This is a genomic window from Flavivirga algicola (assembly GCF_012910715.1).
In the GTDB taxonomy this organism is placed as follows: Bacteria; Bacteroidota; Bacteroidia; order Flavobacteriales; family Flavobacteriaceae; genus Flavivirga; species Flavivirga algicola.
The window spans coordinates 314,535-340,760 of the sequence record NZ_JABBHF010000002.1 but is presented as its reverse complement, the minus strand read 5'-3'; the positions used below and the strand labels follow the sequence as shown (position 1 = coordinate 340,760).

Here is a 26,226-nt window from a genome sequence, read left to right as displayed (position 1 = left end):
ACTTTCTGTTTTTGATGGTTATTGTTGTGCTGTTTCTACTTTAATATCGGTGCCTAAACGCTGTAAATAGGCTATAAGTGCTACAATTTCCCTGTTCTTCATCTCTACAAATTCTTCGCCATTTTCAGTAGCATATTTTTTATCAGCTTCGTAGGTATTGGCAAAATCAGGATCGGTATATAGGTTTTGTTCTATTTGAGAGCCTTGAGCTAACATATCTTTTTGTGCATTGGCAATGTCTTCTTCAGTATAAGGAACTCCTAATGATACCATTGCTTTCATCTTGGCTTCAGTCATAGATTTATCTAATTTACTACTACTACCCGTGATTAACCATGGATAACGAGGCATGATAGAGCCAGAGGACGTACTTTGTGGGTCGTACATGTGGTTAAAGTGCCAATTATCAGAATATTTACCTCCCAGTCTGTGTAAGTCTGGCCCCGTACGTTTACTACCCCAAAGGAATGGATGATCGTAAACGAATTCACCAGCTTTGGAATATTCGCCATACCGTTCTACTTCACTTCTAAAAGGACGAATCATTTGAGAATGACAGCCCACACAACCTTCACGTATGTAAATATCACGCCCCTCTAATTCTAATGGTGTATAAGGTTTTATACTAGCTATGGTTGGAATATTGGATTTCACCATAATGGTCGGTACTATTTGAATAACACCTCCAATTAAAATAGCAACTGTCGCTAAAAGTGTTAATTGAACTGGTCTACGCTCTAACCAGGTATGCCATCCTTCATTAGCAGTACGTTTTTTAGTAACACGTTCTAGTGCTGGTGCTTCAGCTAATTCATTTTCAACGTTACTACCTTGTTTAATGGTTACTATAACATTGTAAACCATAATTAGCATACCAGCAATAAACATGGTACCTCCGATAGCACGCATCCAATACATAGGTATAATCTCGGTAACAGTTTCTAAGAAATTACCATAGGTTAGTGTACCATCAGGGTTGAACTGTTTCCACATACTTGCTTGTGTAAATCCAGCAACGTACATGGGTAAGGCATACATAATGATACCTAGTGTACCTATCCAGAAATGCAGATTTGCTAATCCAACTGAGAATAGTTTCGTTTTAAACAATTTAGGTACTAAGAAATAAATCATACCAAACGTTAAGAATCCATTCCATGCTAAGGCACCTACATGTACGTGAGCGATAATCCAGTCTGTAAAGTGGGCAATAGCGTTTACGTTTTTAAGGGATAGGGTAGGACCTTCAAAGGTTGCCATACCATAACCTGTAATGGCTACGACCATAAATTTTAAAACAGGGTCGGTACGTACTTTGTCCCAGGCACCACGTAAGGTTAAGAGCCCATTTATCATACCTCCCCATGATGGCATTAAAAGCATCACAGAAAAAGCAACCCCTAAGTTTTGAGCCCATTCTGGTAATGCTGTGTATAATAAGTGATGTGGACCTGCCCAAATATATATGAATATCAATGACCAAAAGTGGACGATGGATAGTCTATAAGAATATACAGGTCGGTTAGCGGCCTTAGGTACAAAATAATACATGAGCCCTAAAAATGGCGTGGTTAAAAAGAAGGCCACGGCATTATGTCCATACCACCATTGTACCAAGGCATCTTGTACTCCTGCATATACCGAGTAACTTTTTAATGCACTAACAGGCAGTTCTAAACTATTGAAAATATGAAGTACAGCAACAGTAACAAAAGTGGCTATATAAAACCAAATGGCAACATATAAATGGCGTTGTCTTCTCTTTAAAATAGTACCAATTAAATTCCATCCAAAAACAACCCAAATAAGTGCAATGGCAATATCGAAAGGCCATTCTAATTCGGCATATTCTTTCGATGTTGTATACCCTAAAGGTAATGTAATTGCCGCGCCTACAATAATAAGTTGCCAGCCCCAAAAGTTAATTTTACTTAAAGTATCATTAAACATTCTAGCCTTTAACAAGCGTTGTGTAGAATAGTAAACCCCTGCAAAAATAGCATTACCAACAAAAGCAAAAATAACGGCATTGGTATGTAATGGTCTTAATCGACCAAAACTAAGCCATGAAATTCCATCTGTTAGATTAGGGAACAAAAACATAAATGCTAGTAGTAGTCCTACTAACATCCCCACAACGCCCCAAAGCATGGTGGCATATATGAAATTTTTAACGATCTTATTATCGTAATGAAATTGCTGCATTTCCATAATTATAGTTTAATCTTTTTTGGTTAGTATTGTTTTATTGGAATTGTCTTTAACGAGTTCATCTTCAAATAACATTCTTACTGAAGGCGTATAACTATCGTCATACTGTCCCTTTTTTACAGCCACAATAAAGGCTATGAAGAAGCCAACAGCTACAATAATGCTTATAGCTAATAAAATATAAATAACACTCATACCTACTTGAAGTTACGGTTCAAAATTACTGTCATACCCATTGTTAAAAAATGACTTTTGTCATGTTCTATTTTTTAATTTAGTTTTCTTCCTATTATGTTTGTTGCTATGGTTGTAAAGGCCACAATACTAATGGAACTAAGTGGCATCAATATTGCGGCTACAACTGGCGCTAACTGTCCAGTCACGGCAAAATAAAGTCCGATAATGTTATATATAAAAGAGAGTACAAAACTCCATTTGATAATTTTTATAGCGGATTTAGATATTTTAATATAATTATATAACTGTTTGAATTTTGAGGCATCTAAAATAGCATCACAAGCTGGGGAAAAGACATTCACGTTTTCTGAAATAGCAATACCTACATTGCTTTGCGCCAATGCTCCAGCATCATTTAATCCATCCCCAATCATGAGTACGTTAGCACCTTCGTTTTGATGGTATTTAATGTATTCTAGTTTGTCTTCTGGCTTTTGATTGAAAAGTAATTTTGTTTTTGTTGGTAGTAGTTTTGTTAAGTTATCTTTTTCTCCTGCATTATCTCCTGAAAGAATGACCAGATCGTATTCTTTTTTAAGTGCATTAAAAAGCTGAGAAATACCCTTTCTATAGGCATTATAAAATGTAAATCTGCCTTTGTATTTATTATTGGTGCTAACGTGAACCGTGGTATTTAGTGTTGTTGTATCACTTGTATGGCCAACGAAAGGTGCAGATCCTATTTTGATATTATGCTCTTTATATTTTGCTTCTATTCCTTTTCCTAAAAATTCTTCATAGGTATCTAGGGTAAGAATATCGTGTTTATTTAGGATGCTATACAATGACCTGCTTAGTGGGTGGTTAGATCCTCGCAATGTGCTTTTTAATAAGGTTTCTTCATCAAATGAAAGATCGATGCCTTCATAACTTATGGATGTCTCTTTATTGGCAGTTATAGTACCAGTTTTATCAAAAATAATTGTGTTTATTTTTGATAATTGCTCAATAACACTGGCATTTTTTAAATAGAATTTTTTCTTTCCTAGTATCCGTAGGATATTTCCAAAGGTGAAGGGTGCAGATAGAGCAATGGCGCAGGGACAGGCAATAATTAAAACCGAAGTAAAAACATTTAATGCTTTACCGGAATCTGTTAATAACCAAAAAGAGGTAGCTGTTAATGCAATTAGTAAAATGGCAATCGTAAAACGTTTACTAATGCTATTGGTGATATTCGTAAAAGAAAGCGCTTTGTCCTTTTTAAACACATCGTTGCTCCAAAGTTGAGTTAGGTAGCTTTGTTCTACCGATTTTAATACATCAACTTCAATGCTACCATCCAGCTGTTTACCACCCGCAAATAGTTTGTCGCCAGATTGTTTCGATACCATTTTGGATTCGCCAGTTACAAAACTATAATCGATACGAGCGGTTCCTTTTATTAGGATACAATCAACAGGAATAAGTTCTTCGTTTCTAATAAGTAAACGATCCCCTTTTTTAATGTCATATACCTGTATGGATTCTTCTGTGCCTTCTGCTGTTATTTTTGTGATTCCAATAGGAAAATACGATTTATAATCGCGTTCAAAAGATAAAAATGTATATGTTTTTTGCTGAAAAAACTTTCCTAATAATAAAAAGAAGATGAGACCAGTCAAGCTATCAAAAAAGCCCGAACCTACATCAAAAATAATTTCGGTAGTACTTCTAATAAACAAAACTAAAACACCTAAGGCAATAGGAACATCAATATTTAGAATCTTAGATCGAAGCCCTTTAAAGGCAGAAATGAAATAATCTTGGGTAGAATAAAAAACAACAGGGAGCGAAAAGAAAAACATGAGCCATCTAAATAGATGTTTGTATTTTTCTATCCAAAAACCACCTACTTGAAAATATTCTGGAAACGATAGAAACATAACATTTCCAAAAGCAAAACCAGCAATTCCTAACTTGTATATTAAGGAGCGATCTACATGTTTTTTACCTACACTATAATCGTCTAAACTTATAAAAGGTTCGTAGCCAATGCTACTTAATAATGCTACTAGGTTTTTTAAGGTAAATGACTTATTATTAAAAGTAATCCGAACATTTTTTTTCCCAAAATTGACTATCGATGTACTTATCGCAGGGTTTAGCTTGTTTAAATTCTCTAAAATCCAGATACAAGAACTACAATGTATATGCGGAATGTATAACGTAACTATTTGAGTGTTATCACTGTTGAATTCTAATAATTGCTCAACAATTTTAGCATTGTCTAAAAAGTTGTATTTGCCCGCTATGTCCTTGGGAGTTGCCCCTGGAGCATACTGCAAGTCATAGTAGCAAGTTAAATCGTTTGCCGAAAAAATTTCATAAACAGTTTTACAACCATTACAACAAAATGATTTATCATCAAATATAATTGTAGAAGAAGTAGCATCTAACCCACAATGAAAACATGTGTTGTTGCCCATTATTATTTGCTCATTTATACCTGAAACAAAAGTCATAAATGATTTCACTTTATAATATGATAATTGTCATGTTTTATTTATTTTTACAGAACTTCAATTATTTGTTATGGGTAAATGTGAACAGTGCATTATCAAACAGTTTAACTCGCTTAAATCCTTGACTAAGGATGAGTTAGTACGTATTTCTAATTGTAAAACTTCTTACACTATAAAAAAGGGAACTGTCATTTTTGAAGAAGGAGAAGCAGTAAATGGCGTATATTGTGTTAAAGATGGTATTTGTAAGCTTTCCAAATTGAGTGAAAACGGGAAAGATCAAATAGTTAAAATGGTTGTAAAAGGCCAATTATTAGGGCAGCGCTCTCTGGTAAGTGATGAGAATTCCAATTTACAGGCAACAGCTTTGAATGATATGGAAGTTTGCTTTATTCCTAAAAGTGAAATTATTGCTGATTTGCAAAAGAACCCGAAGTTTTCATATGATGTGTTAAAAGATATGGCACACGATTTAAAAGAAGCTGATGATATTATAGTGAATATGGCTCAAAAATCTGTAAGGCAACGTCTGGCTGAAACTTTGATACATATACATAATAGTTTTGGGGTTAATCCAGATGGTACGCTTAGTGTTTTGTTATCTCGTGAAGATTTTGCAAATATAGTGGGAACTGCTACGGAATCTGCTATAAGAGTACTATCTCAATTTAAGAAGGAAGGACTCATTTCTACTATTGGAAAACAAATAAAGATTGAAAACATTGAAGGGCTGAAACGCATTGAATAGTTATAATAAAGTAAAAGAGAGACTGAAAAATATAATTTTTGTCAGTTCGAGCACAGTCGAGAATTAAAAGGGGGCTTTTTTAAAAAGATTTCAACTACGCTCAATCTGACATTTACTTTTTGAGACTTCTTTTATTTAATTCGTTGTTTCTGCTTCTATTTCTTTTACTGGAATTTCACCTACAGGAGCATTTTCTTTTTTAAGATACTTGTCTAAAAACTTAAGAATGCTACTATATGCTTCAATTTGATTTTCTTTCTTAATAAAACCATGTCCTTCATCTTCGAATAAAACATATTCTACGGGAACTCCATTTTTACGAACTCCAGCAACGATTTCATCAGATTCTACCTGTAAAACCCTAGGGTCTGTAGCACCCTGTAAAACAATTAAAGGTTTGGTTACTTTATCGGTATGAAATAAAGGAGATATTCTATGCAGTCTTAAGGAATCTGTCGTATGCGGATTTCCCAGCTCTTTATAGAGAGCATCTTTAAAAGATTCCCACCATGGCGGAATACTTTTAAGCGTACGAATCCAGTTTGTAACTCCAAATAGGTTAACGCCTACAGCAAACTCTTCTGGTGTATAAGTTAATGCGGCCATGGTCATGTACCCACCATAAGATCCACCCATAATACCAATTTTATTAGCATCGATTTCTGGTTGTGTGGCTAGCCAATTTTTGCCTTCGACACAATCTTGTAAATCTTTTTCACCATGATTAAGGTCGTCCATTTGATAAAAAGTTTTACCATAACCACTGCTTCCACGATTATTTACAGCCAGTACGGCATAGCCATGGTTTACAAGATATTGTGTTAGAGAATTAAAATTTTGTCTACTTTGCCCGCCTGGTCCACCATGTACTAAGACAAGTGCAGGCACTTTATTTTCGGTAGATGCCTGATGTGGTAAATAGTAAATGGCAGGAATTTCTAAACTATCAAAAGATTTATATCGAATGACTTTAGCAGTAACTAAATGATTGATGTCTATCTCTTTATTAAGAACATTGGTGAGTTGATGCTGTTCTTTGTTGACAAGATTATACGTGTATAAGTTTGAAGGGCTGTTAGAACCGCCAACATACATGCGCATCATGGTTTCATCTCTTGAAATCCCCACACTGGTTATACTGCCGTTTTGAAAATCTGGAACTTTTAAATTTTTACCTGATGCGATATCTCGTATTTCTATAGTGTTTTTGGCATCCTCATTTATGAAACTTACCATATACTTCTCATTGTGAGTAAAATAAATGCCGTTTATATCCCAAGGTCTTTCTAAAACTTTTTCTTTTTCGCCTGTAGCAATATGATATTTCATAACATATGAAAACTCAGCGCCATCATCTGTTGTATAATAAAGCGTTTCGTTGTTTAAAGAAAAGTCCTGAACAGAATTACCACTTTGATTGTCGTTTATTTTTGTAAGTGATTTGTTAGCTCTATTATAAATAAAAATATCGCTATCATTCGTGTTGATTGTTTTACTTAAAGCAAAGAGGCTCTTGTCACTGGAAATAGCATTAAAATTATAACCTTCATTATTTTGATAAATGAGTTCGGAAGCCATACTCTCAAGGGGCATTTCATAAACATCCATATAGCGTTTGTCTCGTTTATTAGAGCCATAAAAAAAACTTTTCCCGTCATGGGACCAACCATAAAAAGAGGACCTAGCCCCTTCATCTGGGGTTAGCTCTGTTATAGTGCTATCAATGTCTCGCATATATAAATGATAGATTTCATTCCCATTATTGTCAGCTCTGTACAGCATGCGCTCATCATTTGGAAAATAAGAAATACCAAAAATTGATGAAGAATCAGAAGCCGTTATTGGTGTAAACTCACCACCCGTTGTGGGAACGGTATACATATTATAAATCCCGGATCGATTACTAGAGACTAATAATTTTGATTTGTCTGGAGAAAAACTTCCTCCCCATACAGCGTCATTATCCATGAACTGTTCTATCGTGTACTCTTTTAGGTTAAGAGTGACTTCTTTGGTTTGTTTCTCCTTTTTACAAGAGAAAAACAAAATTAGAAGGACTAAGGTTACCAGTTTATTCATATCTAATTGGTTTTAAATGATTTTACATCTTTGAATGGGGATAATTTTATACTTTCTACTAAATTTTTGTAGGTCTTCCAATCTTTATCAAAAAACACATTTGTTTTTTCAAGTCCACTTTTTAAAGCTTCTTTGGCATGTTTTATTAGGATGGTTTCTGTTGTCGTTAACCCGTTTTGTCTAGATTTAACATAGCTATTTGCTGAATTAATTCGTTGACTAATAGTGACCTCTGGGTTACGAGTGATACCTTGCCTCTTATCTTCTTTTCCTAAAAACAAGTCAATAATAGTATTAACATCCTTGATAATATCCTTTGAAGCCTTTATTTGATCTTTATATAACTCCTTATCCAATTTCTTTAAATCAGATTGATACTTTTTAGCAATTTGTTTGCTTTCAACTAATTGTTTTACAGCATCAGCCATAGTCTGTATCATATTTTCAATATCCTTTGAAGCATTGTATACCTCATTGATGGCACGATCTGATTTATTTAAGCGCGGGTCATTTTTAACGGTAATCATTGTTTCCGAGATTTGATCCCCAAAACTTAATACTATTTTATAAGCGCCAGGTTTAACTTTAACGCCTCCAGGCTCATTTTTATTTTTGCTAATCTTTCTTGAAGCTCTATTGGGACCTTTTTCATTTAAATACCAAGTCCATTTATGTATGCCAGTTTCCTTAGGGGCTTTTCGCTTCAAGGTTCTTATTAAACGGTCTCCATCATAAATTTTCATAGTTAACGAATCCCATTTGACTACATTTTTGTCATCGTCCTGAACTCCTGTACTAGGCAAATCTGAAACGTATTTCAGAGGCTTATCCTCCTTTTCATCATCCGCTTCTTCTTTCTCTTTATTGGACGACTCTTTCTTATCGATGGTTACATAGTAGGATATTTGTGCGCCAGACCTTCTGTTTTTTCCATGGTATGTTGCATCACCTCCAAAGCGGGTACCAGTTGGCTGTTGATAGGCAGCTAGATAAGCAATAGGGGGTTGAAACAACTCTAGTTTCTGATTGAGTACTTGCTGGTTTTTAGCCATAGCCCGTAATGGACGAATATCGTCTAAAACCCATGCTGCACGACCAAAAGTTCCTATAACTAAATCATGTTCGCGAGGATGAATAACTAAGTCCTTTACTGGAACCGTAGGGAATCCTTGGGTCCATTTAACCCATTTCTTTCCCGCGTTTAATGAGATGTATAAACCGTCATCTGTTCCTAAAAATAATAAATTAGGGTTTTTAAGATCTTCCACTATTGATAACGTATAACTTTTTACATCCTTGTCATTAACGATACGTTGCCATGTTTTTCCATAGTTTTTAGTTCTGTAAGCATAAGGCGTATAATTAAAACGTCTATAATCATTGGCTATTAAAAGTGCTTCTCCTTTGTTTTTGTTAGATGCTTTTATTTGAGGAATCCAGCTACCAGCAGGTAGGTCTTTAATGTTTTTTGTGACATCAACGTAAGTTTGTCCGCCATTTTGAGTGATATGTACACGACCATCATCTGTACCAATCCAAAGCATGTCTTTTTCTAAGGGAGAAGGCTCAATAACTAAAATAGTACAGTGATTTTCTGCGCCAGTGGCATCCAAGGTTAGTCCGCCACTTTCACTTTGTTTTTGTTTTTCAGGATCGTTTGTTGTTAAGTCTTTAGAGATAACTTCCCAAGTTAAGCCCTTGTCTGTAGATTTATGAACAAATTGACTTCCAAAATAGATCGTGTTGGAATTAAAAGGATCGATATGGATAGCTGAGTTCCAATTAAACCTGAGTTTTACATTAGGATCGGGATGTGTTGGTCTTACTGTGTAATTATTCCCAGTTTCAGAATCGTATCTGCTTACAAAACCTTGTTGACTCATGGACCAACCAAATCGAGAGTCTTCTCTATCTGGAACCACATCAAAACCATCACCAAAACTTATTTCTTGCCAGTATGAATTCCTAATACCTTGAGACCGCCAAACATAGGCAGGACCTTTCCAGGAGCCATTGTCTTGCATACCTCCATAAACATTATAAGGAATATCATTATCCACATTTATATGATAAAACTGTGCTACAGGCAAGTTACCTATAAACCGCCAAGTTTTACCACCATCTTTAGTAATGTTTAATCCGCCGTCATTACCATCTATCATAAAATTACCATTATTTGGATGTATCCACCAAGCATGGTGATCAGGATGGATGCCATTATTAGATCCGTATGCAGGCATGAGCTGGGAAAAGCTCTTTCCGCCATCTTGACTAACATTCACATAAGTATATATGGTATAAAGACGATTTTCATTTTGTGGATCTACATAAATTTCAGAATAGTAGAAGGGGCGGTTGCCAATACCACTTTTATCATTTATTTTTTTCCATTTAAAACCACCATCTTCACTCTTGTATAGTGCATTTTTTTTAGCTTCTACAAGGGCATAAATGGTATTGGGTTTGTTTGCAGCAATGGCAATCCCTATACGCCCTAGGTTTCCTTTAGGTAAGCCGTCTTCATCACTTAGTTTTTTCCATGTTTGACCACCGTCATGAGTGATATGCAATCCTGAGCCTTCACCTCCAGAATTAAAAAACCAGGGATCGCGTTTATGTTCCCACATGGCTGCAATGAGTTTATTTGGATTTGTTGGGTCCATAACCAAATCGGCTGCTCCCGTTTTGTTATTAATAAATAATATTTTATCCCATGTTTTACCGCCATCCGTTGTTTTATAAACGCCTCGTTCTGGATGAATACCCCAAGGAGAACCAATAGCGGCAACATAGATGGTATTGGGGTTTGTTGGGTCGATAACAATACGGTGTATGTGACGCGTTTTTTCTAAACCCATCAATGTCCAGTTTTTGCCACCATCTAACGATTTGTAGATGCCATAACCGCCATTTAAGCTATTTCTAGGGTTTCCTTCTCCTGTCCCTGTCCAAATAACACTAGGGTTTGATTGTTGAATAGCGACCGCACCAATAGAAGCTGTAACCTCTTTGTCGAAAATAGGTTGCCATTTAATACCTCCAGAAGTAGATTTCCACAAGCCACCAGAAGCGGTGCCTACATACATGATGTCTGGATTTGTATGGACAACATCGATGGCTGTAACACGGCCAGACATGCCTCCAGGGCCAATATTTCGCGGCTGCATGTTTTTTAATAAGTCTATTGAAAATTCTTGGGATGATGTAGATATTGATACAAATAGTATCAAAAGGCAAAGCGTTTGTTTCATTTAAAATTTGATTAGTTTGAATAAAGGTAAGAAAAAGTTATCGTGAGAATCTTAATGAGATGTTAATATCATATTTTAGAAAAATATAGTATTTTTATACAGCTATGAAATATGATAAACCCATAAGAAAAGGATTTGTATTTAAAAAATATGAAACGCCTTATCAATCTCCTTTTGATAGGATTTTTGAAGTTTTTAAAGAACTCATCACCCACACTTCGGGCGATTTTGATGAAGCTATTGATTGGTTACGGGAATTGGATAAGGAATATAAACTGACTACTGACGATTATACGATTGATGATTTTATCGAGGATTTAAAAAAGAAGGGATATATTAGAGAAACCATTGATCCCGATGGTCATGGAAGTATGGCGATTACTGCGAAAACCGAACGTGCTATTCGTCAGCAAGCTTTAGATCATATTTTCGGAAAGATTAAACGTAGCGGACAGGGGAATCATAAAAGTAAAAGTATTGGTATAGGTGATGAACATACAGGCGATTTTAGAAATTATCAATTTGGAGATGCTTTAGATAAAGTATCGATGACCGAAAGTTTAAAAAATGCTCAGATCAATCATGGGATTGGAGACTTTAACCTATCTGAAGAAGATTTAGTTGTTGAGGAAACACTTCATAAATCACAAATGAGCACGGTTTTAATGATTGATATTAGCCATAGTATGATTCTCTATGAAGAAGACCGAATAACGCCAGCTAAACGGGTAGCCATGGCATTGGCCGAATTGATTACAACGCGTTATCCAAAAGACACTTTAGATATTTTAGTATTTGGAAATGATGCTTGGCAGATTGAGATAAAAGATTTACCTTATTTAAAAGTAGGGCCATATCACACCAACACGGTTGCTGGTTTGCAATTAGCGATGGATTTACTCCGAAGAAAAAGAAATACTAATAAACAAATTTTTATGATTACTGATGGAAAACCGAGTTGTTTGCGTTTGCCAGATGGTCAGTATTATAAAAATAGTAATGGGTTAGATAAGCATATTGTAAATAAATGCTATGCGATGGCGCAACAAGCAAGACGTTTGCATATTCCAATTACAACATTTATGATTGCCCAGGATAGTTATTTGATGCAGTTTGTAAGAGAGTTTACCTATGCTAATCAAGGAAAAGCATTTTATACTGGATTGAAAGGCTTGGGTGAAATGATTTTTGAAGATTACGAAACGAATAGAAAGAAACGTATTAGAGGAAGTTAAAAACATTAATAGTACTTGCTCCTCCCTTGTTTTAAGGGAGGCGGATTCCGATGATAATTGGAATTCGGGGGGGTAGTATATTTAAAGATTAATAAATAAAAACACCTCTTCCTCCCAGTTTTTATAAAACTGGAATTCATTCTCCTCTCAAATTTAAGAGGAGAGCAGTAATAATTAAGCTATAGAGCTGAATAATAAAAGGCGTATTAAGATTGGTCGAAAATACAAATTGAACTAGCTCCTCCCTTGTTTTAAGGGAGGTGGATTCCGATGATAATCGGAATTCGGAGGGTTAAAAATATCATAATGGAACAACAAATTCATTCATTAAAACATTTAAAAGAAAAACGAGCAGAATTAAGACAATCTTTGACACCAGCGGAAGCCTTTTTATGGAAGCATTTAAAAGCAAAGCAATTTGAGGGAAGACGTTTTACAAGACAGCATAGTATTAAAAATTATATTGTAGACTTTTATTGCTTTAAAGAAAAATTGATAATTGAATTAGATGGAGAAGTTCATAATAACGAAATCGCTCAAGAGAAAGATAGAGAGAGAACAAAAGTTTTAACAGAGTTGGGATACACAGTAATTAGATTTGAAAACAAAATGGTGTTCGAAAATTTAGCATCTGTTTTTATGGAGATAAAAGAAAATTTTAAATAAAACACCTCTTTCTTCCGATTAAATTTAAGAGGAGAGCAGTAATAATTAAGCTGTAAGGGTGAATAAGAAAAAGCGTGGAAAAAAGTTTTTAGAAATATAAATAGAACTTGTTCCTCCCTTATTTTTAAGGGAGGTGGATTTTCAAAAAGAAAATTCGGAGGGTTAAAAAAGCACAGAGATAAGTAAAAAGAATCAAGTACAGAGAATAAAAATATATGAATATAGATACAATAAAAACACTAGGCGACTTAAAAAAGTCAGGTTATCAATCAAAATCTATTAAAGATGAATTGAGGGAAAACCTCATTCAGAAAATAAAAAATAAAGAAACAACTTTTGAAGGCGTACATGGTTATGAAAATACTGTGATTCCTGAGTTAGAACGCGCTATTTTATCTCGCCATAATATTAATCTTTTAGGTTTGCGAGGACAAGCAAAAACCCGCTTGGCGCGATTAATGTTGAATTTATTAGATGACAATATCCCTTATGTAGAAGGTTCTGAAATAAATGACGATCCATTACAACCCATTTCAAGATTTGCAGTAGAGCTAATAAAAGAAAAAGGGGATAATACGCCTATTTCCTGGTTGCATAGGAGTGAACGCTTTGCAGAAAAACTAGCAACTCCCGATGTTACGGTGGCAGATATTATTGGAGATGTCGATCCTATAAAAGCAGCTAATTTAAAATTGAGTTATGCTGATGACCGAGTGATTCATTATGGTATGATACCAAGAGCCAATCGTTGTATTTTTGTTATTAATGAGTTACCCGATCTACAAGCTAGAATTCAAGTAGCCTTATTCAATATTTTACAAGAGGGTGATATTCAAATTAGAGGGTTTAAACTGCGATTGCCTTTGGATATTCAGTTTGTATTCACAGCTAACCCCGAAGATTATACCAATAGAGGTAGTATTGTAACACCTTTAAAGGATAGGATTGGTTCTCAAATCTTAACACATTACCCTATAGATATTGAAACGGCTCGATTAATAACAGAACAGGAAGCCAAGTTGGTTGAAGGGCAGAAACAAACTGTTTTGGTTCCAGATTTAGCCAGAGATTTATTAGAACAGGTTGTATTTGAAGCTCGTGAAAATGACTTCATTGATGCCAAAAGTGGGGTAAGTGCGAGACTGAGTATTACCGCCTTGGAAAATTTGTTGAGTACTGCCGAGCGTAGGGCTTTAATCTCTGGTGATAAAATTACCATGCTGCGTTTAAGTGATTTTGTCGGTATTATTCCATCTATTACAGGTAAGGTAGAACTGGTTTATGAAGGAGAGCAGGAGGGAGCAGCTGTAGTTGCTTATAATTTAATAGGCGAAGCTGTTAAAAGTTTGTTTGGTGAATTTTTTCCAAAGCTCGAAAAGCTAAAGAAGCAAGAGGATGAAACGCCTTATGATGCTATTATATCCTGGTTTTTTAATCAAAAAGATGGTTTTGAACTATTAGATGATTTGCGTGATAAAGAATATAGAAGTTTACTGGATTCTATTACGCCTTTAGATGATCTGTTAGGTGAGTATCAACCTAATTTGTCTAAACCAGATAGTTATTTTGTAAAAGAATTTGTGCTTTGGGCTTTAGTAGAGTTCAAACAATTAAGCAAGCAACGATTTACTGAAGGGATTCAATTTAAAGATCCGTACGGGAGTTTTATAAACGGGATTTAATTTAACTTTTTTGTAAGATCTGTTTTACGATTTAGTAGCGTATATATATGAAAATATAAATACCTACTTATGAATAAACGTTATCTTACAACCGTTTCCCTATTGTTTTTATTGATTAACCTTTCTAATGCTCAAATATCTCAAGTGAGTTTTTTGAATAGGGATTATGATTATGGCATACAGCCAACAAACATTCAAGCCAACGATTTATATGATGTCTATGTGGCATGGCGAAATGCTTTTGCAACACCATGTACAAATGGGAGATATAGAATAAAGTTTGACACGCCCACTGAAACAGTTTCCGAAGGTGTGGCTTACGGTATGTTGTTGTCTGCTTATGCAAATGATAAACAACTCTTTGATGGTTTATGGCTTTATTACCAAGATTTTTCTAATGCGAACGGTCTTATGAACTGGAAAATAGATGGTTGTTCGAGCGTTATTGGTCAAAATGGAGCTACCGATGCCGAATTAGATGCTGCTATAGCTCTAATGGTGGCAGAAAAGCGTTGGGGAAATGCTGGTGCTATAAATTATCAAAATGATGCAAAAGCATTAATAGCAGCTATAAAAAATCATGAAGTTGAGGCTAATACAAATGTCTTAAAACCAGGCGATGCTTGGGGGGGAAGTGTTAATACAAATCCATCGTACTTTACAACAGGTTATTTTAGGGTACTTGGTGAGTATACGAACGATGTCACATTTTGGAATGCCGTTGCCAATAAATGCTACAATATTATTGATGCTAATTTGTCTAAACAAAGCGCTGTTTATAATTTGGTGTCAGATTGGTGTGAAGCAGATGGGGATTATTCAACTATAGTATCCTGGGCTTATAATGAAGGGAAATCGTATTATTATGATGCAGCCAGAACCCCCTGGCGAATAGCTATAGATTATGTTTGGCATGGCCATTCGAAAGCATTAGAATATTCTGTTTTATGTAATAACTTTGTAACGGATAAAGGCGGTTTTGATCAGATTTATCCAGGCTATAATCAGACAGGTGTAGCAATCAATACAACTTATAAGGACCCAACATTTACAGGGGCTTATGCTACGGCAGGCATGTCTTCAAGTACCCAAAGTTTTGTAAATAATGGTTATGCTGAATTAAAAAATCAATCGACCAGTGCTTATTTCGGAGCTACATTAAGGGCTATTTATATGTTCGCACTTTCAGGCAACATGTATAATCCGTTAGAAGCGCCTGTTTTATCTATAACCGAATTGAATGATTTCTCTTTTGAAATATATCCTAATCCAACTTCAGATTACTTATTTGTAGATTTTAAATCTTCAAGACCCAAAACGATTGCTTTATATTCAATTGATGGAGCTAAGCTATTGAGTATACCCGTTAATGCTTCCGAAATAAGATTAGATATTCGTCATTTAAATAGCGGTATTTATCTCTTAAATATCGATGAGGAAAGTTATAAGATTGTTAAATTATAGTTTGTTCAGCAATTAAGAATAAAACTATTTAAAACTTAGCATTTTTAATGAATACCACTTCACTTTTTTGTTTAAAGAACAATTTATACACCTAAAATGAATTATATGCTTGACTGAGGTATCTATGAATAAAGTAATTTAGTACCTAATTAAAATAAGGCCATACAATTAATAGAATAAAATAGCTAATATATATGAAAAACAAAGCTATGTTTTTATTGTAATGGGCTATAACCTACAATATTAAATAATGAAAAAAATAAAAAAAGTACAATTACTTATTGCATTTTTCACACTAATTTTTAGTTTCCATATTAATTCGCAAACTGAATTATATATTGCTACAAACGGTAGTGATAATAATGATGGATCAATTAATAACCCATTAGCAACACTTTCAGCTGCTGTTGAGAAGTCTGTATCAACTGGGGCAAAAACAATTTGGATCAAAGAAGGTACCTATACTTTTGATCAAAGAATAAATCTGACCTCACAGCATTCAGGTTTAAAAATTAGTGGGTATCAAAATGATAAAGTTATTTTTGATGGAGGGACAAATATTAATCCAAATAATTTTTCTTTGGTTGAGGACGATTTATCGGGTCGTATTAAGAGTAGTGTTGTTGATAAATTATATTCAGCTCAGATTACAGATACGGAATTAATAGAGTTGCTTAAAAACCCAAATTCTTTGATTTCATTTAATGGTAAAGCTTTAAATATTGCAAGGTTTCCTAATGAAGGATTCGCTGTTTTTAGAAAAGAGCAGGTCATAAATGGAAACGAGTCTGTAAATACAACAGGGACATATGAAGACCCCAAAGGTCCTGTTTTTAAACTTCGAAGCCACACATATGATATTGATGCCTGGGAAAAGGAAATTATAAGAAATAAAAAGTTGCAAATGAAAGGCTATACATCTGCACTTTGGTTAAATGAAACTGCGTTAGTAGCTACAGTAAAATCTAATGGAGATTATATACGGCTAGTTAATGGTACAGCTTACGGGATTGAGACTAGAGAAGTAAATCGACTTAAAAAGGTTTATTTTACCAATATTCTCTATGAACTTGACACACCAGGCGAATGGTTTTTTGATGAAATAGATAATAAGTTATATGTATATCCAACTTCACCTATCTCGGAAAATTCAGAAATTTCACTTTGGACGGGCACAGAGTTTATCTATATTGATAGTGCAAGTGATATTACAATTGAGAAACTTCAGATACAAAATTTAGGAACAAGGCAAACAGGTGGAGATGGAGCCATCAATGTTAGAAATAGTTGCTCTCATATAAAAATAGCTGGTATTGTATTTAGAAATGTTTCCAATATGACTTCAATTAACTTTTGGCCCGAAACGTCAAATAGTATAATACAGAGTTGTGATTTTATTGATTCAGATGGTGTAAGATTCTATGGAGGTGGTTATGATAATAATTCTGCGGAAGCTGGAAATAATGTTATGGAGAATTGCCATTATACAGTGATTGATAGAAAAGATTTTTATGGTAAGGCTTGTGCTATTAAAGGTGTTGCAAATACGTTTAGAAACAATTTAATCCATAATACAAATGGGCAACCCTTCACTTTTTACGGCTTAGATCATGTGATTGAAAAAAACGAAGTTTTTAATACAGGGGTAGAAGAAGGAGATGGAGGTTCTATGTATGGAGGTAATGGATTGTTTACTTTTAATAATACGTTTAGGCACAATTTTTATCACCATATGATGACGTTTCCTGGAGACCCTTTAGGTAGAGCGGGCATTCATTTTGATGACTGGGATGCGGGTGATCTTACACATGAAAATGTATTTTTTAGAGGAGGTCAAAATGGTATAAAAATGGGATCTGGGGGACAGCATAAGATTCACCGAAATATAGTTATGGGCAGTGATCATGGGATTAAAAATTCAAACCGATTGGTTGACGACCCAATATATGCAAACGTATATAACGACTGCATGGATTTCCTTGTTAACGATCCTGAAAGCACAAACAAAAAAAATTATATTGGTAGGGCATTAAAAGTTGTTGGAATTAATGGTTGGCAAACTGGATTAACCGCAGATAACTGGATTGACCGTATAAGTCCATTTTGGGAAAATCGTTATCCACGTTTCGCTCAATTGATGAACGATTATTTTGCAAATAAGAAGATGCTTCCTTATGGCTGTGATTTTAGTGATAATTATTTCTATGATAATAATGATAATTTTGACAGCCCAACAGGAATTCCCAATACAGCGAATAGTACAGACATTGATCTAGGAATATTTACAAATCCAAATGCTTTGAATTTTAGTTATAATGGAACACAACCAGCAGGTTATCCAAATATCCCATTTGATCAGATTGGCTTGTACAAAGATGACTATAGATGTGATGTTCCTGATAAAAATGTTTACAGAAAGGCTGTGAAAGATTATTTTGCAGATAGGTTGGTTTTTCAAGAGCCTTATGATGATGCTACTGTTAATCAATTGACCTATTTTAACTCTGGTAAGGTCGTATATGAAACGATTTATTGTCTTAATACTGCTGTTGGAGATGATAGCTATACAGTAAAAGCCATAGGAGAAACCTGTGTAGATAAAGCTAACGGGCAAATAAAAATTCAAGCAAAAGATAGTGGTACCTATATTGCAAACCTTGATGGAGGTGCTGATATTAATTTTACTAACGAATGGACTATAGAAGATCTGGTTCCAGGCTCTTACGAATTATGTATTACCAATACAGTTAATAGCGCTACTCAATGTTATGGTTTAGACATAGAGTCAGGTACCTCGGTAACAGGGAAAGCAAGTACAAATTCAAAGGAAGTAGCTATTGAAATTGCAGAAGGAACATTACCTTTTGAAGTGCTTGTAAATAACGAAATAGTTTTGCAAACATCATCTCGTTCTTTTTCTGTAAATGCCAAATATGGTGATGTTATAAAAGTAAAAACAAGTGTCGATTGTGAAGGGGTATTCACTAAAACAATGGATGGTATAGTTTCAGTATCACCAAACCCCACGAAAGGAGATTTTGTTATAACGCTATCTATGCCTCTTAAAAATGTAACAATAGAGGTGTATAATATGTTTTCACAATTAGTTTCATCGAAAGTATATCCCGTTAATAATGGTAAGGCGCAATTAGATATAAATGGAAAGCCAGCAGGTATCTACTTTGCATCTATAAAAACTGGAAGTAAAAAACCAAAAGTTTTAAAAATTATAAAGGAATAAAATTGTTATAGGCCACTTATCTCTTAAAGTGTGTAAATAAAATTATTGAGGGCTTAGCTTATTAGTTGAGCCCTTTTCAGTATAGTTACAATTTTTTGGATCAATGTATTACTGTATATAACTATAGGAGTGTTTTATTAAATCCTAAAATTGCATGAGGGTCAAATTTACATTTTCAAGGCTTCAACTTATTGAAAAGATCAATTATCTGTGTTTGTCCTTTTTCTTGCAATATTTGCAAAGTAGATGTTCCTTTAGGACTGGTGTAATTAATATTAGCACCTCTTTTAACCATTGATATCGCCAATTCAAATTCGTTATGCTCTGAAGCAGAGAAAAGAGCTGTATTTAATTTATATTGTTCATCGTCAATAGTGTTTTCTTTTGGGAGCTGAGGTATTTTTTTAATCTCTAAATTAGAAATATTGTGCTTTTTTAATTCATCGACAACAACTTGACTAATAACAATATAGAAGTATTCGTGTTTGATCCTAAATACATTAGGCGCATTTTTTAGTTTGTTAGAATCGAGGATGACCTCTTTTGTACCACTTTGAGATTCATCAAAAAAGAAAGTAAACAAAGAAGCCTGGTAATTTAAAACATCGATTTCTAATAAGGGGTTTATTAAAAAATAGCTCATGGGTAATTTTATAGTCTCATCTCTGAGGCCTATAGGTATGTATTCGGTTGACGGTAAGTCACAAAAATTCATGAATATATCTTTAACCTTTTTATTAGCAATTAATTTTCCAGTACAGCCTAATACATCTCCCCATTTTTCTGTTCTTCGGGGTGTTCTGCCAATTGCGCAGCGGCAAACATATTATTCCAATGTGCTTTATGCTCTTTGTCAGAATAAAGATCTGTTAATAAGACATCGAAATTACTTTTTTCGTATATAACATTTTTTTCATATCTATACCTACCATCATATTGATGTACCCTTTTGTTGTCTACCTTATCTGAGAAAAAGAGATTTTTTACACTTATATATTGGTTTCTATTTCCGTAACTTATTAAAAAATAATACTCCATTTATTTATACTATATGAATTTTATTAGTGAGGTTTGGTAACTACCAATTCCCTCTATCTTTCACATTAGCTTCACAAAGTTTGATGATTTCAGCAATGCGCTTTTGTTTAGTCGCTTCTCTTTTAGCCTGATTAAACCAATATAAATAACCTTTCCTGTATGAAGGAGCAAAATTATTGAAATTATTAAAGGCGATAGGGTTTTTATCAAAAGCCAATTGCAGCGCTTCGGGCACAATACCTTTTTCCACATCATCTAAGGCATTCCAGCTCCCATTTTGTTTTCCAATTTCAATAATTTTAAAACCGCTTTCGTGCATTAAATTATTGTCCGTTAGTTCTTTTATGTGTCTCTTGTTTAGGGCACTCCATACACTTTTAGGGTTTCTTGGAGAGAATCGCTGTCGACGTTTACCATTACCCAAGCTTTTTACAGTAGAATCTATCCAACCGTAACAAAGTGCTACTTTTACTGCTTCTTCCCATCGCATGGAAGGTTTTTTAGTTTCTATTTTATAAAGAATAAGATAAATGCCATTGGAAACATTATGGTTTTTATCTAACCAGTCACGCCATTCTGTATCCGTCTTAAAATATAATTCAGTAATCTCCACTGTTTATAGTTTGTTTGTTTCGATATAAAAATCACGATCTACTTCAAAAGACATGATTTTTAATTCCGTAGCCATTGTTTTCCAGTCAGATTTTGGAAAGAGCCATTGGTCATATCCATTAATACGAACTTGAACAGGCATATCAAATTTATCAACGATATTGGTCCAACGATATTTCAATTCATTATTTTCGATAGAATATTCAAGTGTTGGGATTTTAGTTGTTCTAAGATATTGATTAAAAAACTCGGTAAGATCGATACCCGTTTTTTTACTTAAATAACTTTCAATTTGTTGGGTTGTAACTGTTTGGTGAAAAAAGTCCTTATTTAATCCACGTAAAATTTTTCGCCATTTTTCATCGTCCTCAATAAGTTGCCTAAGCGTATGTAACATGTTAGCGCCTTTAAAATACATATCACTAGACCCTCCGTTATTAACATTATAATACCCTATTAAAGGTCGGTCGTTTAGAATACTTCTTCGAGTACCAATCACATAATCGGCCGCAGCTTCTTTACCATAGTAGTAATCTAAAAATAGATTTTCAGAATAGGTTGTAAAACTTTCATGTATCCACATATCTGCCATGTCTTTGTTGGTAATATTATTAGCAAACCATTCGTGACCAGATTCATGTATAATGATAAAATCGAATTTTAAACCCCATCCTGTACCAGATAAGTCACTTCCTAAATACCCTTTTTTATACTGGTTACCGTAGGTCACACAGCTTTGGTGTTCCATACCCAAATAGGGGACTTCAACAAGTTTAAAACTATCTGCATAAAAAGGGTACTGACCAAACCAATGCTCGAAAGCTTTCATCATTTTGGGAACATCTTTAAAATGTTCTTTGGCTTTGTCTAAATTATCTTTTAAAACATAATAATCCAGATCCAGTCGCCCACCTTGTCCATTATAAACCTCAGAAAAATTAACATAATCGCCAATATTGATATTGACTCCGTAATTATTTATAGGGTTTTTAACAAACCAACTGTACGTTTTTGAATCTGTATATTGCTCTACACGTCTTAACCTACCATTGGAAATATTCATTAAACCTTTAGGCACATTGACGCTAATAAGCATGCTGTCTACCTCGTCATACATATGATCTTTACAAGGCCACCATACACTAGCACCTAAACCCTGGCAAGAGGAGGCTATGAAGTGGTTTCCGTTTTTATCCTTTTTCCATGAAATACCACCATCCCAAGGTGCTCTTACGGCTTCTTTAGGGAGCCCTTCATAATAAACTTCAATTGTATTTGTGGTTCCTGTTTTTTGCTTTTCAAGAAGGTTTATAAAATGGGCATTACCATCATGCTTTATTTTTAATTCTCTACCATTTTGAACAGCTTTGGTAAGGTGTAGTGGGGGCTGTAGATCAATTTGCATCACCGAATAATCTTTTAAAACGGTATATTGAATCGTATTTTTTCCCGAAATGAATTTTTTATCTGGATCTACTTTAATGTCTAGATGATAATAGTTTAAATCCCACCAAGAACGTTCTGGCGTTATAGAACCTCTTAAAGTATCTTGCCTAGTAAAATTATTTTTCTCTGAAAGTATTTCTTGGGCGTTTACAAAGGCACACTGAATTATTGAGAAAAAGAGTAATAGATATAAGCGGTAGATCATTATTTCAACTTTGTTCAAAATTAATTAAAAAGGTTCTTAAGGATTTGTTAATTTTTGGCTAAGTCATTATACTTCTAAAAATATTATTCAAAAACACTAGGTTTTTTCAAAAGGCAATACCCAACATAAAAGTTGTGATATTTGCCTAATTATTATGTGTGTTGAAAGCTCTATAAAAAATAAAAACGCCACGAAAATACATCCGGAGCGTTTTTAGAATTGAGTTAGTCACAAATTATTTCATTTATACTAAAAACAGTATTTATTTTCTTTAATCACTTTTTCGGCAATAATATGTCTTAATTCAATGATGTTTGGCATATTAACATATTTGATGTAACGTTTTAATCCCATAAGCATCATACGTTGCTCATCGCCTGAAGAGAATGAAATGATGGAGTGTTTACCAGCTGTTTCGATAACATCAATGGCATGAAATAAGTTTAACTTTGCCATGGCTATTTGTTCTTTTGTTTGATCTTCACCTTCTTTTTGGGCTATTTTTTCTGCGCGAAGAATGGCAGATTCGGCCAAATAGATCTGAATTAATATATCTGATGCAGCCAACATTAATTGTTGTTGCTCTTCAATTTTTTCACCGTATTTCTGTAAAGCAGCTCCAGCTACCATTAAGAAAAGTTTTTTAAGGTTCTTTATAATATTTTTTTCTTCAGAAAATAATTCAGAATAATCAGGTACGTCAAAAGAAGGAATGCCTACTAATTCATCTTTAACAGCCATGGCAGGTGTTAGTACATCTACATGACCTTTCATAGCTTTTTTGATAAGCATGCCTATGGAAAGCATTCTATTTATTTCATTAGTGCCTTCATAAATCCTTGCTATACGTGCATCTCTCCAAGCAGATTCAATAGGTGTCTCTTCTGAGAAGCCCATGCCCCCAAATATTTGAATACCTTCATCGGTGCATCTTTGCGTAAATTCTGAAACGGCTACTTTTAAAATAGAACATTCGATAGCATATTCCTCGACACCTTTTAGTTCAGCTTCTTGGTGCGTATCTTTTCCATTATGCTTTCTAAGTTCAATACGGTCTTCAATGTTTTTTGCAGCTCTATAGCTAGCTGCTTCTCCAACCCAACAGTTGGTTGCCATTTCTGCTATCTTCTGACGAATAGCACCAAAGCTGGAAATAGGTGTTTTAAATTGAACGCGTTCATTAGCATATTTAACAGATTCTGTAATAGTACGTCTTTGAGCATCTAAACATGCAGCTGCCAATTTAATTCTACCTACATTTAACGCATTCATGGCTATTTTAAAGCCGTTTCCTCTTGTAGATAACATATTTTCAATAGGGACAACAGTATCATTAAAGAATACTTGTCTTGTTGACGATGCACGAATACCTAGTTTGTGTTCTTCTTCCCCCATGGTAATACCATTAGGGTTTTCTGGATCGTATTCCACAATAAAACCTGTAATATTCTTATCGTCTTCAATGCGGGCAAAAACAATCATTAAACTACAAAATCCAGCATTAGAAATCCACATTTTCTGTCCAGTAATGCTATAACTTTTTCCATCATTAGAAAGTACTGCTTTGGTCTTTCCAGAATTGGCATCACTACCAGCACTAGGCTCTGTTAAGCAATAAGCACCGAACCACTCACCAGAAGCTAATTTTGGGACATATTTTTGTTTTTGTTCTTCGGTTCCATATAATGTAATAGGCATGGTTCCTATTCCTGTGTGGGCGCCAAAAGCTGTACTGAAAGAACCAGTGGCGCCAGATATATAGTCGCAAACCAACATGGTATCTACAAAGCCCATACCCATACCACCGTATTCTGCTGGTACAGAAACACTCAAAAATCCGAGTTCACCAGCTTTTTGCATACAGGATTCTGTTAAGGCATAGTCCTTTTTTTCAAATTGTGCTTTTTTTACCCAAATTTCTCTATCTACAAATTCAGTTACAGCTTCTTTCATCATCAACTGATCCTCATTGAAATCTTCGGGTGTGAATATGTCTTCACAATTGGTTTCTTTAACTAAGAATTGTCCGCCACGTAAAATATCTTTTTCTGATGCTTCCATTTTAATTATTATTTGGGTTGTTTTTAATTTAAAAATTCGAAAATACCACAAGCTCCCTGCCCAGTTCCAACACACATAGTAACGGCGCCATATTTTCCTTTCATATTGCGTTTGCGCATTTCATCAAATAGTTGTACAGATAGTTTAGCTCCTGTACACCCAAGAGGATGTCCGAGGGCAATGGCTCCTCCGTTCACGTTTACAATGTCAGGATTGAGGTTTAGTTCTCTAATTACAGCTAAAGATTGTGAAGCGAATGCTTCGTTTAATTCAATGAGCTCTAAATCTGATTGTTGTAAACCAGCTTGTTTTAATGCTTTTGGAATGGCTTTTACGGGACCTATTCCCATAATTCGGGGTTCAACGCCTGCCGCTGCATAGTTTACTAAGCGTGCAATGGGTTCCAGATTTAATTCTTTAACCATCTCTTCACTCATTACCATTACAAAGGCTGCTCCATCACTCATTTGAGAAGAGTTCCCTGCGGTGACGCTACCACCTTGTGCAAAAACAGGTCTTAGTTTGGCAAGCGCTTCTAAGCTTGTACCAGTACGCGGACCTTCATCTTTTGTTACTGTGTATGATTTATTAGCTTTTTTACCATTAGAGTCAATATAAGTTTGCTCTACTTCTATAGGTACAATTTGATCTTGAAAACGATTTTCGGCTTGTGCTTTTAAAGCTTTCATATGTGAATGGTAGGCAAATTCATCTTGATCTTCACGAGATACTTTAAATTGATTTGCAACAGCTTCGGCAGTATTTCCCATGCCCCAATAATAATCTTCGTGACCTGCCTTTACAATATCATAATTTAGTTCAGGCTTAAATCCTGTCATGGGTACGGCACTCATGCTTTCTGCACCTCCAGCAATAATGCAATCTGCCATTCCAGATTGTATTTTTGCCGTTGCGATACCTATGGTTTCTATACCAGATGAACAAAAACGATTTACAGTGACTCCTGGCACATCGACACTATCTAACCCCATTAAAGAGATAAGACGAGCCATATTTAAACCCTGGGATCCTTCAGGCATGGCATTCCCAACAATCACATCGTCAATGCGGGTTTTGTCTAATTGTGGTAATTCTTTCATCATGAATTGAATGGTTTCTGCAGCCAATTCATCAGTTCTTTTAAAGCGAAATACACCTTTAGGTGCTTTACCTACAGCTGTTCTATATGCTTTTACTATGTAAGCCTGTCTGTGCATATTTGTATTAAGATTTTAGTATTAAGTATTAAGACTTCATAAGTGATTTCTGAAGTGAATAATTCATTTTTGTAATTTCGAGAATTTCGTTAATGATAGGCCTTACTTTTTGCTCTGTTATTAAATTTAGCCTTTTAGATAAATATAATTGTGTTAATAATTCAAAGGAAGAACCATTCGCAATCCCTAAAAATTGTTTGAATTCCCCATTGGTATTTCTTCCTGCACCTTCAGCAATATTTGAAGGGATGGAAATGGCACTTCTTCTAAGTTGAGATGTTAAATTGAACTTCTCTTCTTTTGGGAAATTTTCGGATGCTTTATAACAGTTTTCCGTTATATCCATTGCTTTTTGCCATATTTTCAATTCTTCAAATCTATGCATAGTA

18 protein-coding genes are annotated in these 26,226 nt (G+C 34.6%); 6 read left to right on the top strand and 12 right to left on the bottom strand.

All coding sequences use genetic code 11. The annotated features are described in order from the left end of the window. Positions 1-18 precede the first annotated feature (18 nt). The 3 genes from ccoN to HHX25_RS04390 form a co-directional block, all read right to left on the bottom strand. Positions 19-2,211 carry a cytochrome-c oxidase, cbb3-type subunit I gene (gene ccoN, locus HHX25_RS04400; RefSeq protein WP_169670555.1) on the bottom strand — a complete coding sequence of 731 codons (2,193 nt, stop codon included), beginning with the start codon at positions 2,209-2,211 and terminating at the stop codon, positions 19-21. Positions 2,212-2,220: 9 nt separating this feature from the next. Next, a complete protein-coding gene (gene ccoS, locus HHX25_RS04395; RefSeq protein WP_135876947.1) occupies positions 2,221-2,406 on the bottom strand; it encodes a cbb3-type cytochrome oxidase assembly protein CcoS in 186 nt (61 codons plus the stop codon). A 74-nt stretch (positions 2,407-2,480) separates the two neighbouring features. After that, positions 2,481-4,856, bottom strand: a complete 2,376-nt coding sequence (locus tag HHX25_RS04390) for a heavy metal translocating P-type ATPase (protein ID WP_169670926.1) — start codon at positions 4,854-4,856, stop codon at positions 2,481-2,483. 106 nt (positions 4,857-4,962) lie between these two features. Between HHX25_RS04390 and HHX25_RS04385 the strand changes: the two genes are divergently transcribed. Continuing rightward, positions 4,963-5,640, top strand: a complete 678-nt coding sequence (locus tag HHX25_RS04385) for a Crp/Fnr family transcriptional regulator (RefSeq protein WP_169670553.1) — start codon at positions 4,963-4,965, stop codon at positions 5,638-5,640. Positions 5,641-5,775: 135 nt separating this feature from the next. Here HHX25_RS04385 and HHX25_RS04380 read toward each other — a convergent pair whose 3' ends face one another. Together HHX25_RS04380 and HHX25_RS04375 are read right to left on the bottom strand one after the other, a co-directional pair. Beyond that, complete coding sequence (locus HHX25_RS04380; RefSeq protein WP_169670551.1) at positions 5,776-7,719, bottom strand: S9 family peptidase; 1,944 nt, start codon at positions 7,717-7,719, stop codon at positions 5,776-5,778. Between the two features lie 2 nt (positions 7,720-7,721). After that, positions 7,722-10,970, bottom strand: coding sequence for a WD40/YVTN/BNR-like repeat-containing protein (locus tag HHX25_RS04375; RefSeq protein ID WP_169670549.1), 3,249 nt, complete (start codon positions 10,968-10,970; stop codon positions 7,722-7,724). 104 nt (positions 10,971-11,074) lie between these two features. Here HHX25_RS04375 and HHX25_RS04370 point away from each other — a divergent pair, with 104 nt between their 5' ends. From HHX25_RS04370 to HHX25_RS04350, 5 genes are all read left to right on the top strand, one after another. Next, entirely contained in the window at positions 11,075-12,205 is a 1,131-nt protein-coding gene (locus HHX25_RS04370; protein ID WP_169670547.1) for a vWA domain-containing protein, read from the top strand. 306 nt (positions 12,206-12,511) lie between these two features. After that, complete coding sequence (locus tag HHX25_RS04365; RefSeq protein ID WP_169670545.1) at positions 12,512-12,871, top strand: endonuclease domain-containing protein; 360 nt, start codon at positions 12,512-12,514, stop codon at positions 12,869-12,871. Positions 12,872-13,086: 215 nt separating this feature from the next. Next, complete coding sequence (locus HHX25_RS04360) at positions 13,087-14,553, top strand: sigma 54-interacting transcriptional regulator (protein WP_169670543.1); 1,467 nt, start codon at positions 13,087-13,089, stop codon at positions 14,551-14,553. 69 nt (positions 14,554-14,622) lie between these two features. Beyond that, positions 14,623-16,017, top strand: coding sequence for a glycosyl hydrolase family 8 (locus HHX25_RS04355; protein WP_169670540.1), 1,395 nt, complete (start codon positions 14,623-14,625; stop codon positions 16,015-16,017). A gap of 250 nt (positions 16,018-16,267) precedes the next feature. Further along, the gene (locus HHX25_RS04350) at positions 16,268-19,258 is read left to right on the top strand and encodes a T9SS type A sorting domain-containing protein (protein WP_169670538.1); all 2,991 of its coding nucleotides are present in this window, start codon (positions 16,268-16,270) and stop codon (positions 19,256-19,258) included. Between the two features lie 175 nt (positions 19,259-19,433). Here HHX25_RS04350 and HHX25_RS04345 read toward each other — a convergent pair whose 3' ends face one another. The 7 genes from HHX25_RS04345 to HHX25_RS04315 all read right to left on the bottom strand — a co-directional run bounded on the left by HHX25_RS04345 (position 19,434) and on the right by HHX25_RS04315 (position 26,222). After that, positions 19,434-20,003, bottom strand: coding sequence for a hypothetical protein (locus HHX25_RS04345; protein ID WP_394352855.1), 570 nt, complete (start codon positions 20,001-20,003; stop codon positions 19,434-19,436). Positions 20,004-20,020: 17 nt separating this feature from the next. Then, positions 20,021-20,296, bottom strand: coding sequence for a hypothetical protein (locus tag HHX25_RS04340; protein WP_169670534.1), 276 nt, complete (start codon positions 20,294-20,296; stop codon positions 20,021-20,023). Positions 20,297-20,336: 40 nt separating this feature from the next. Next, complete coding sequence (locus HHX25_RS04335; RefSeq protein WP_169670532.1) at positions 20,337-20,909, bottom strand: YdeI/OmpD-associated family protein; 573 nt, start codon at positions 20,907-20,909, stop codon at positions 20,337-20,339. Between the two features lie 3 nt (positions 20,910-20,912). Then, complete coding sequence (locus HHX25_RS04330) at positions 20,913-22,559, bottom strand: M1 family metallopeptidase (RefSeq protein ID WP_169670530.1); 1,647 nt, start codon at positions 22,557-22,559, stop codon at positions 20,913-20,915. Between the two features lie 249 nt (positions 22,560-22,808). Beyond that, entirely contained in the window at positions 22,809-24,620 is a 1,812-nt protein-coding gene (locus tag HHX25_RS04325) for an acyl-CoA dehydrogenase family protein (protein WP_169670528.1), read from the bottom strand. A 23-nt stretch (positions 24,621-24,643) separates the two neighbouring features. Next, positions 24,644-25,837 carry an acetyl-CoA C-acyltransferase gene (locus HHX25_RS04320; RefSeq protein WP_169670526.1) on the bottom strand — a complete coding sequence of 398 codons (1,194 nt, stop codon included), beginning with the start codon at positions 25,835-25,837 and terminating at the stop codon, positions 24,644-24,646. A gap of 28 nt (positions 25,838-25,865) precedes the next feature. Beyond that, complete coding sequence (locus HHX25_RS04315) at positions 25,866-26,222, bottom strand: four helix bundle protein (RefSeq protein WP_169670524.1); 357 nt, start codon at positions 26,220-26,222, stop codon at positions 25,866-25,868. Positions 26,223-26,226 lie beyond the last annotated feature (4 nt).

Coding starts and splice junctions, on each gene's coding strand:
- ccoN (WP_169670555.1), bottom strand. CDS start 2,211: ATGGAAATGCAGCAATTTCATTACGATAATAAGATCGTTAAAAATTTC.
- HHX25_RS04355 (WP_169670540.1), top strand. CDS start 14,623: ATGAATAAACGTTATCTTACAACCGTTTCCCTATTGTTTTTATTGATT.
- HHX25_RS04350 (WP_169670538.1), top strand. CDS start 16,268: ATGAAAAAAATAAAAAAAGTACAATTACTTATTGCATTTTTCACACTA.
- HHX25_RS04315 (WP_169670524.1), bottom strand. CDS start 26,222: ATGCATAGATTTGAAGAATTGAAAATATGGCAAAAAGCAATGGATATA.
- HHX25_RS04340 (WP_169670534.1), bottom strand. CDS start 20,296: ATGGAGTATTATTTTTTAATAAGTTACGGAAATAGAAACCAATATATA.
- HHX25_RS04360 (WP_169670543.1), top strand. CDS start 13,087: ATGAATATAGATACAATAAAAACACTAGGCGACTTAAAAAAGTCAGGT.
- HHX25_RS04375 (WP_169670549.1), bottom strand. CDS start 10,970: ATGAAACAAACGCTTTGCCTTTTGATACTATTTGTATCAATATCTACA.
- HHX25_RS04325 (WP_169670528.1), bottom strand. CDS start 24,620: ATGGAAGCATCAGAAAAAGATATTTTACGTGGCGGACAATTCTTAGTT.
- HHX25_RS04330 (WP_169670530.1), bottom strand. CDS start 22,559: ATGATCTACCGCTTATATCTATTACTCTTTTTCTCAATAATTCAGTGT.
- ccoS (WP_135876947.1), bottom strand. CDS start 2,406: ATGAGTGTTATTTATATTTTATTAGCTATAAGCATTATTGTAGCTGTT.
- HHX25_RS04365 (WP_169670545.1), top strand. CDS start 12,512: ATGGAACAACAAATTCATTCATTAAAACATTTAAAAGAAAAACGAGCA.
- HHX25_RS04320 (WP_169670526.1), bottom strand. CDS start 25,837: ATGCACAGACAGGCTTACATAGTAAAAGCATATAGAACAGCTGTAGGT.
- HHX25_RS04385 (WP_169670553.1), top strand. CDS start 4,963: ATGGGTAAATGTGAACAGTGCATTATCAAACAGTTTAACTCGCTTAAA.
- HHX25_RS04390 (WP_169670926.1), bottom strand. CDS start 4,856: ATGGGCAACAACACATGTTTTCATTGTGGGTTAGATGCTACTTCTTCT.
- HHX25_RS04380 (WP_169670551.1), bottom strand. CDS start 7,719: ATGAATAAACTGGTAACCTTAGTCCTTCTAATTTTGTTTTTCTCTTGT.
- HHX25_RS04370 (WP_169670547.1), top strand. CDS start 11,075: ATGAAATATGATAAACCCATAAGAAAAGGATTTGTATTTAAAAAATAT.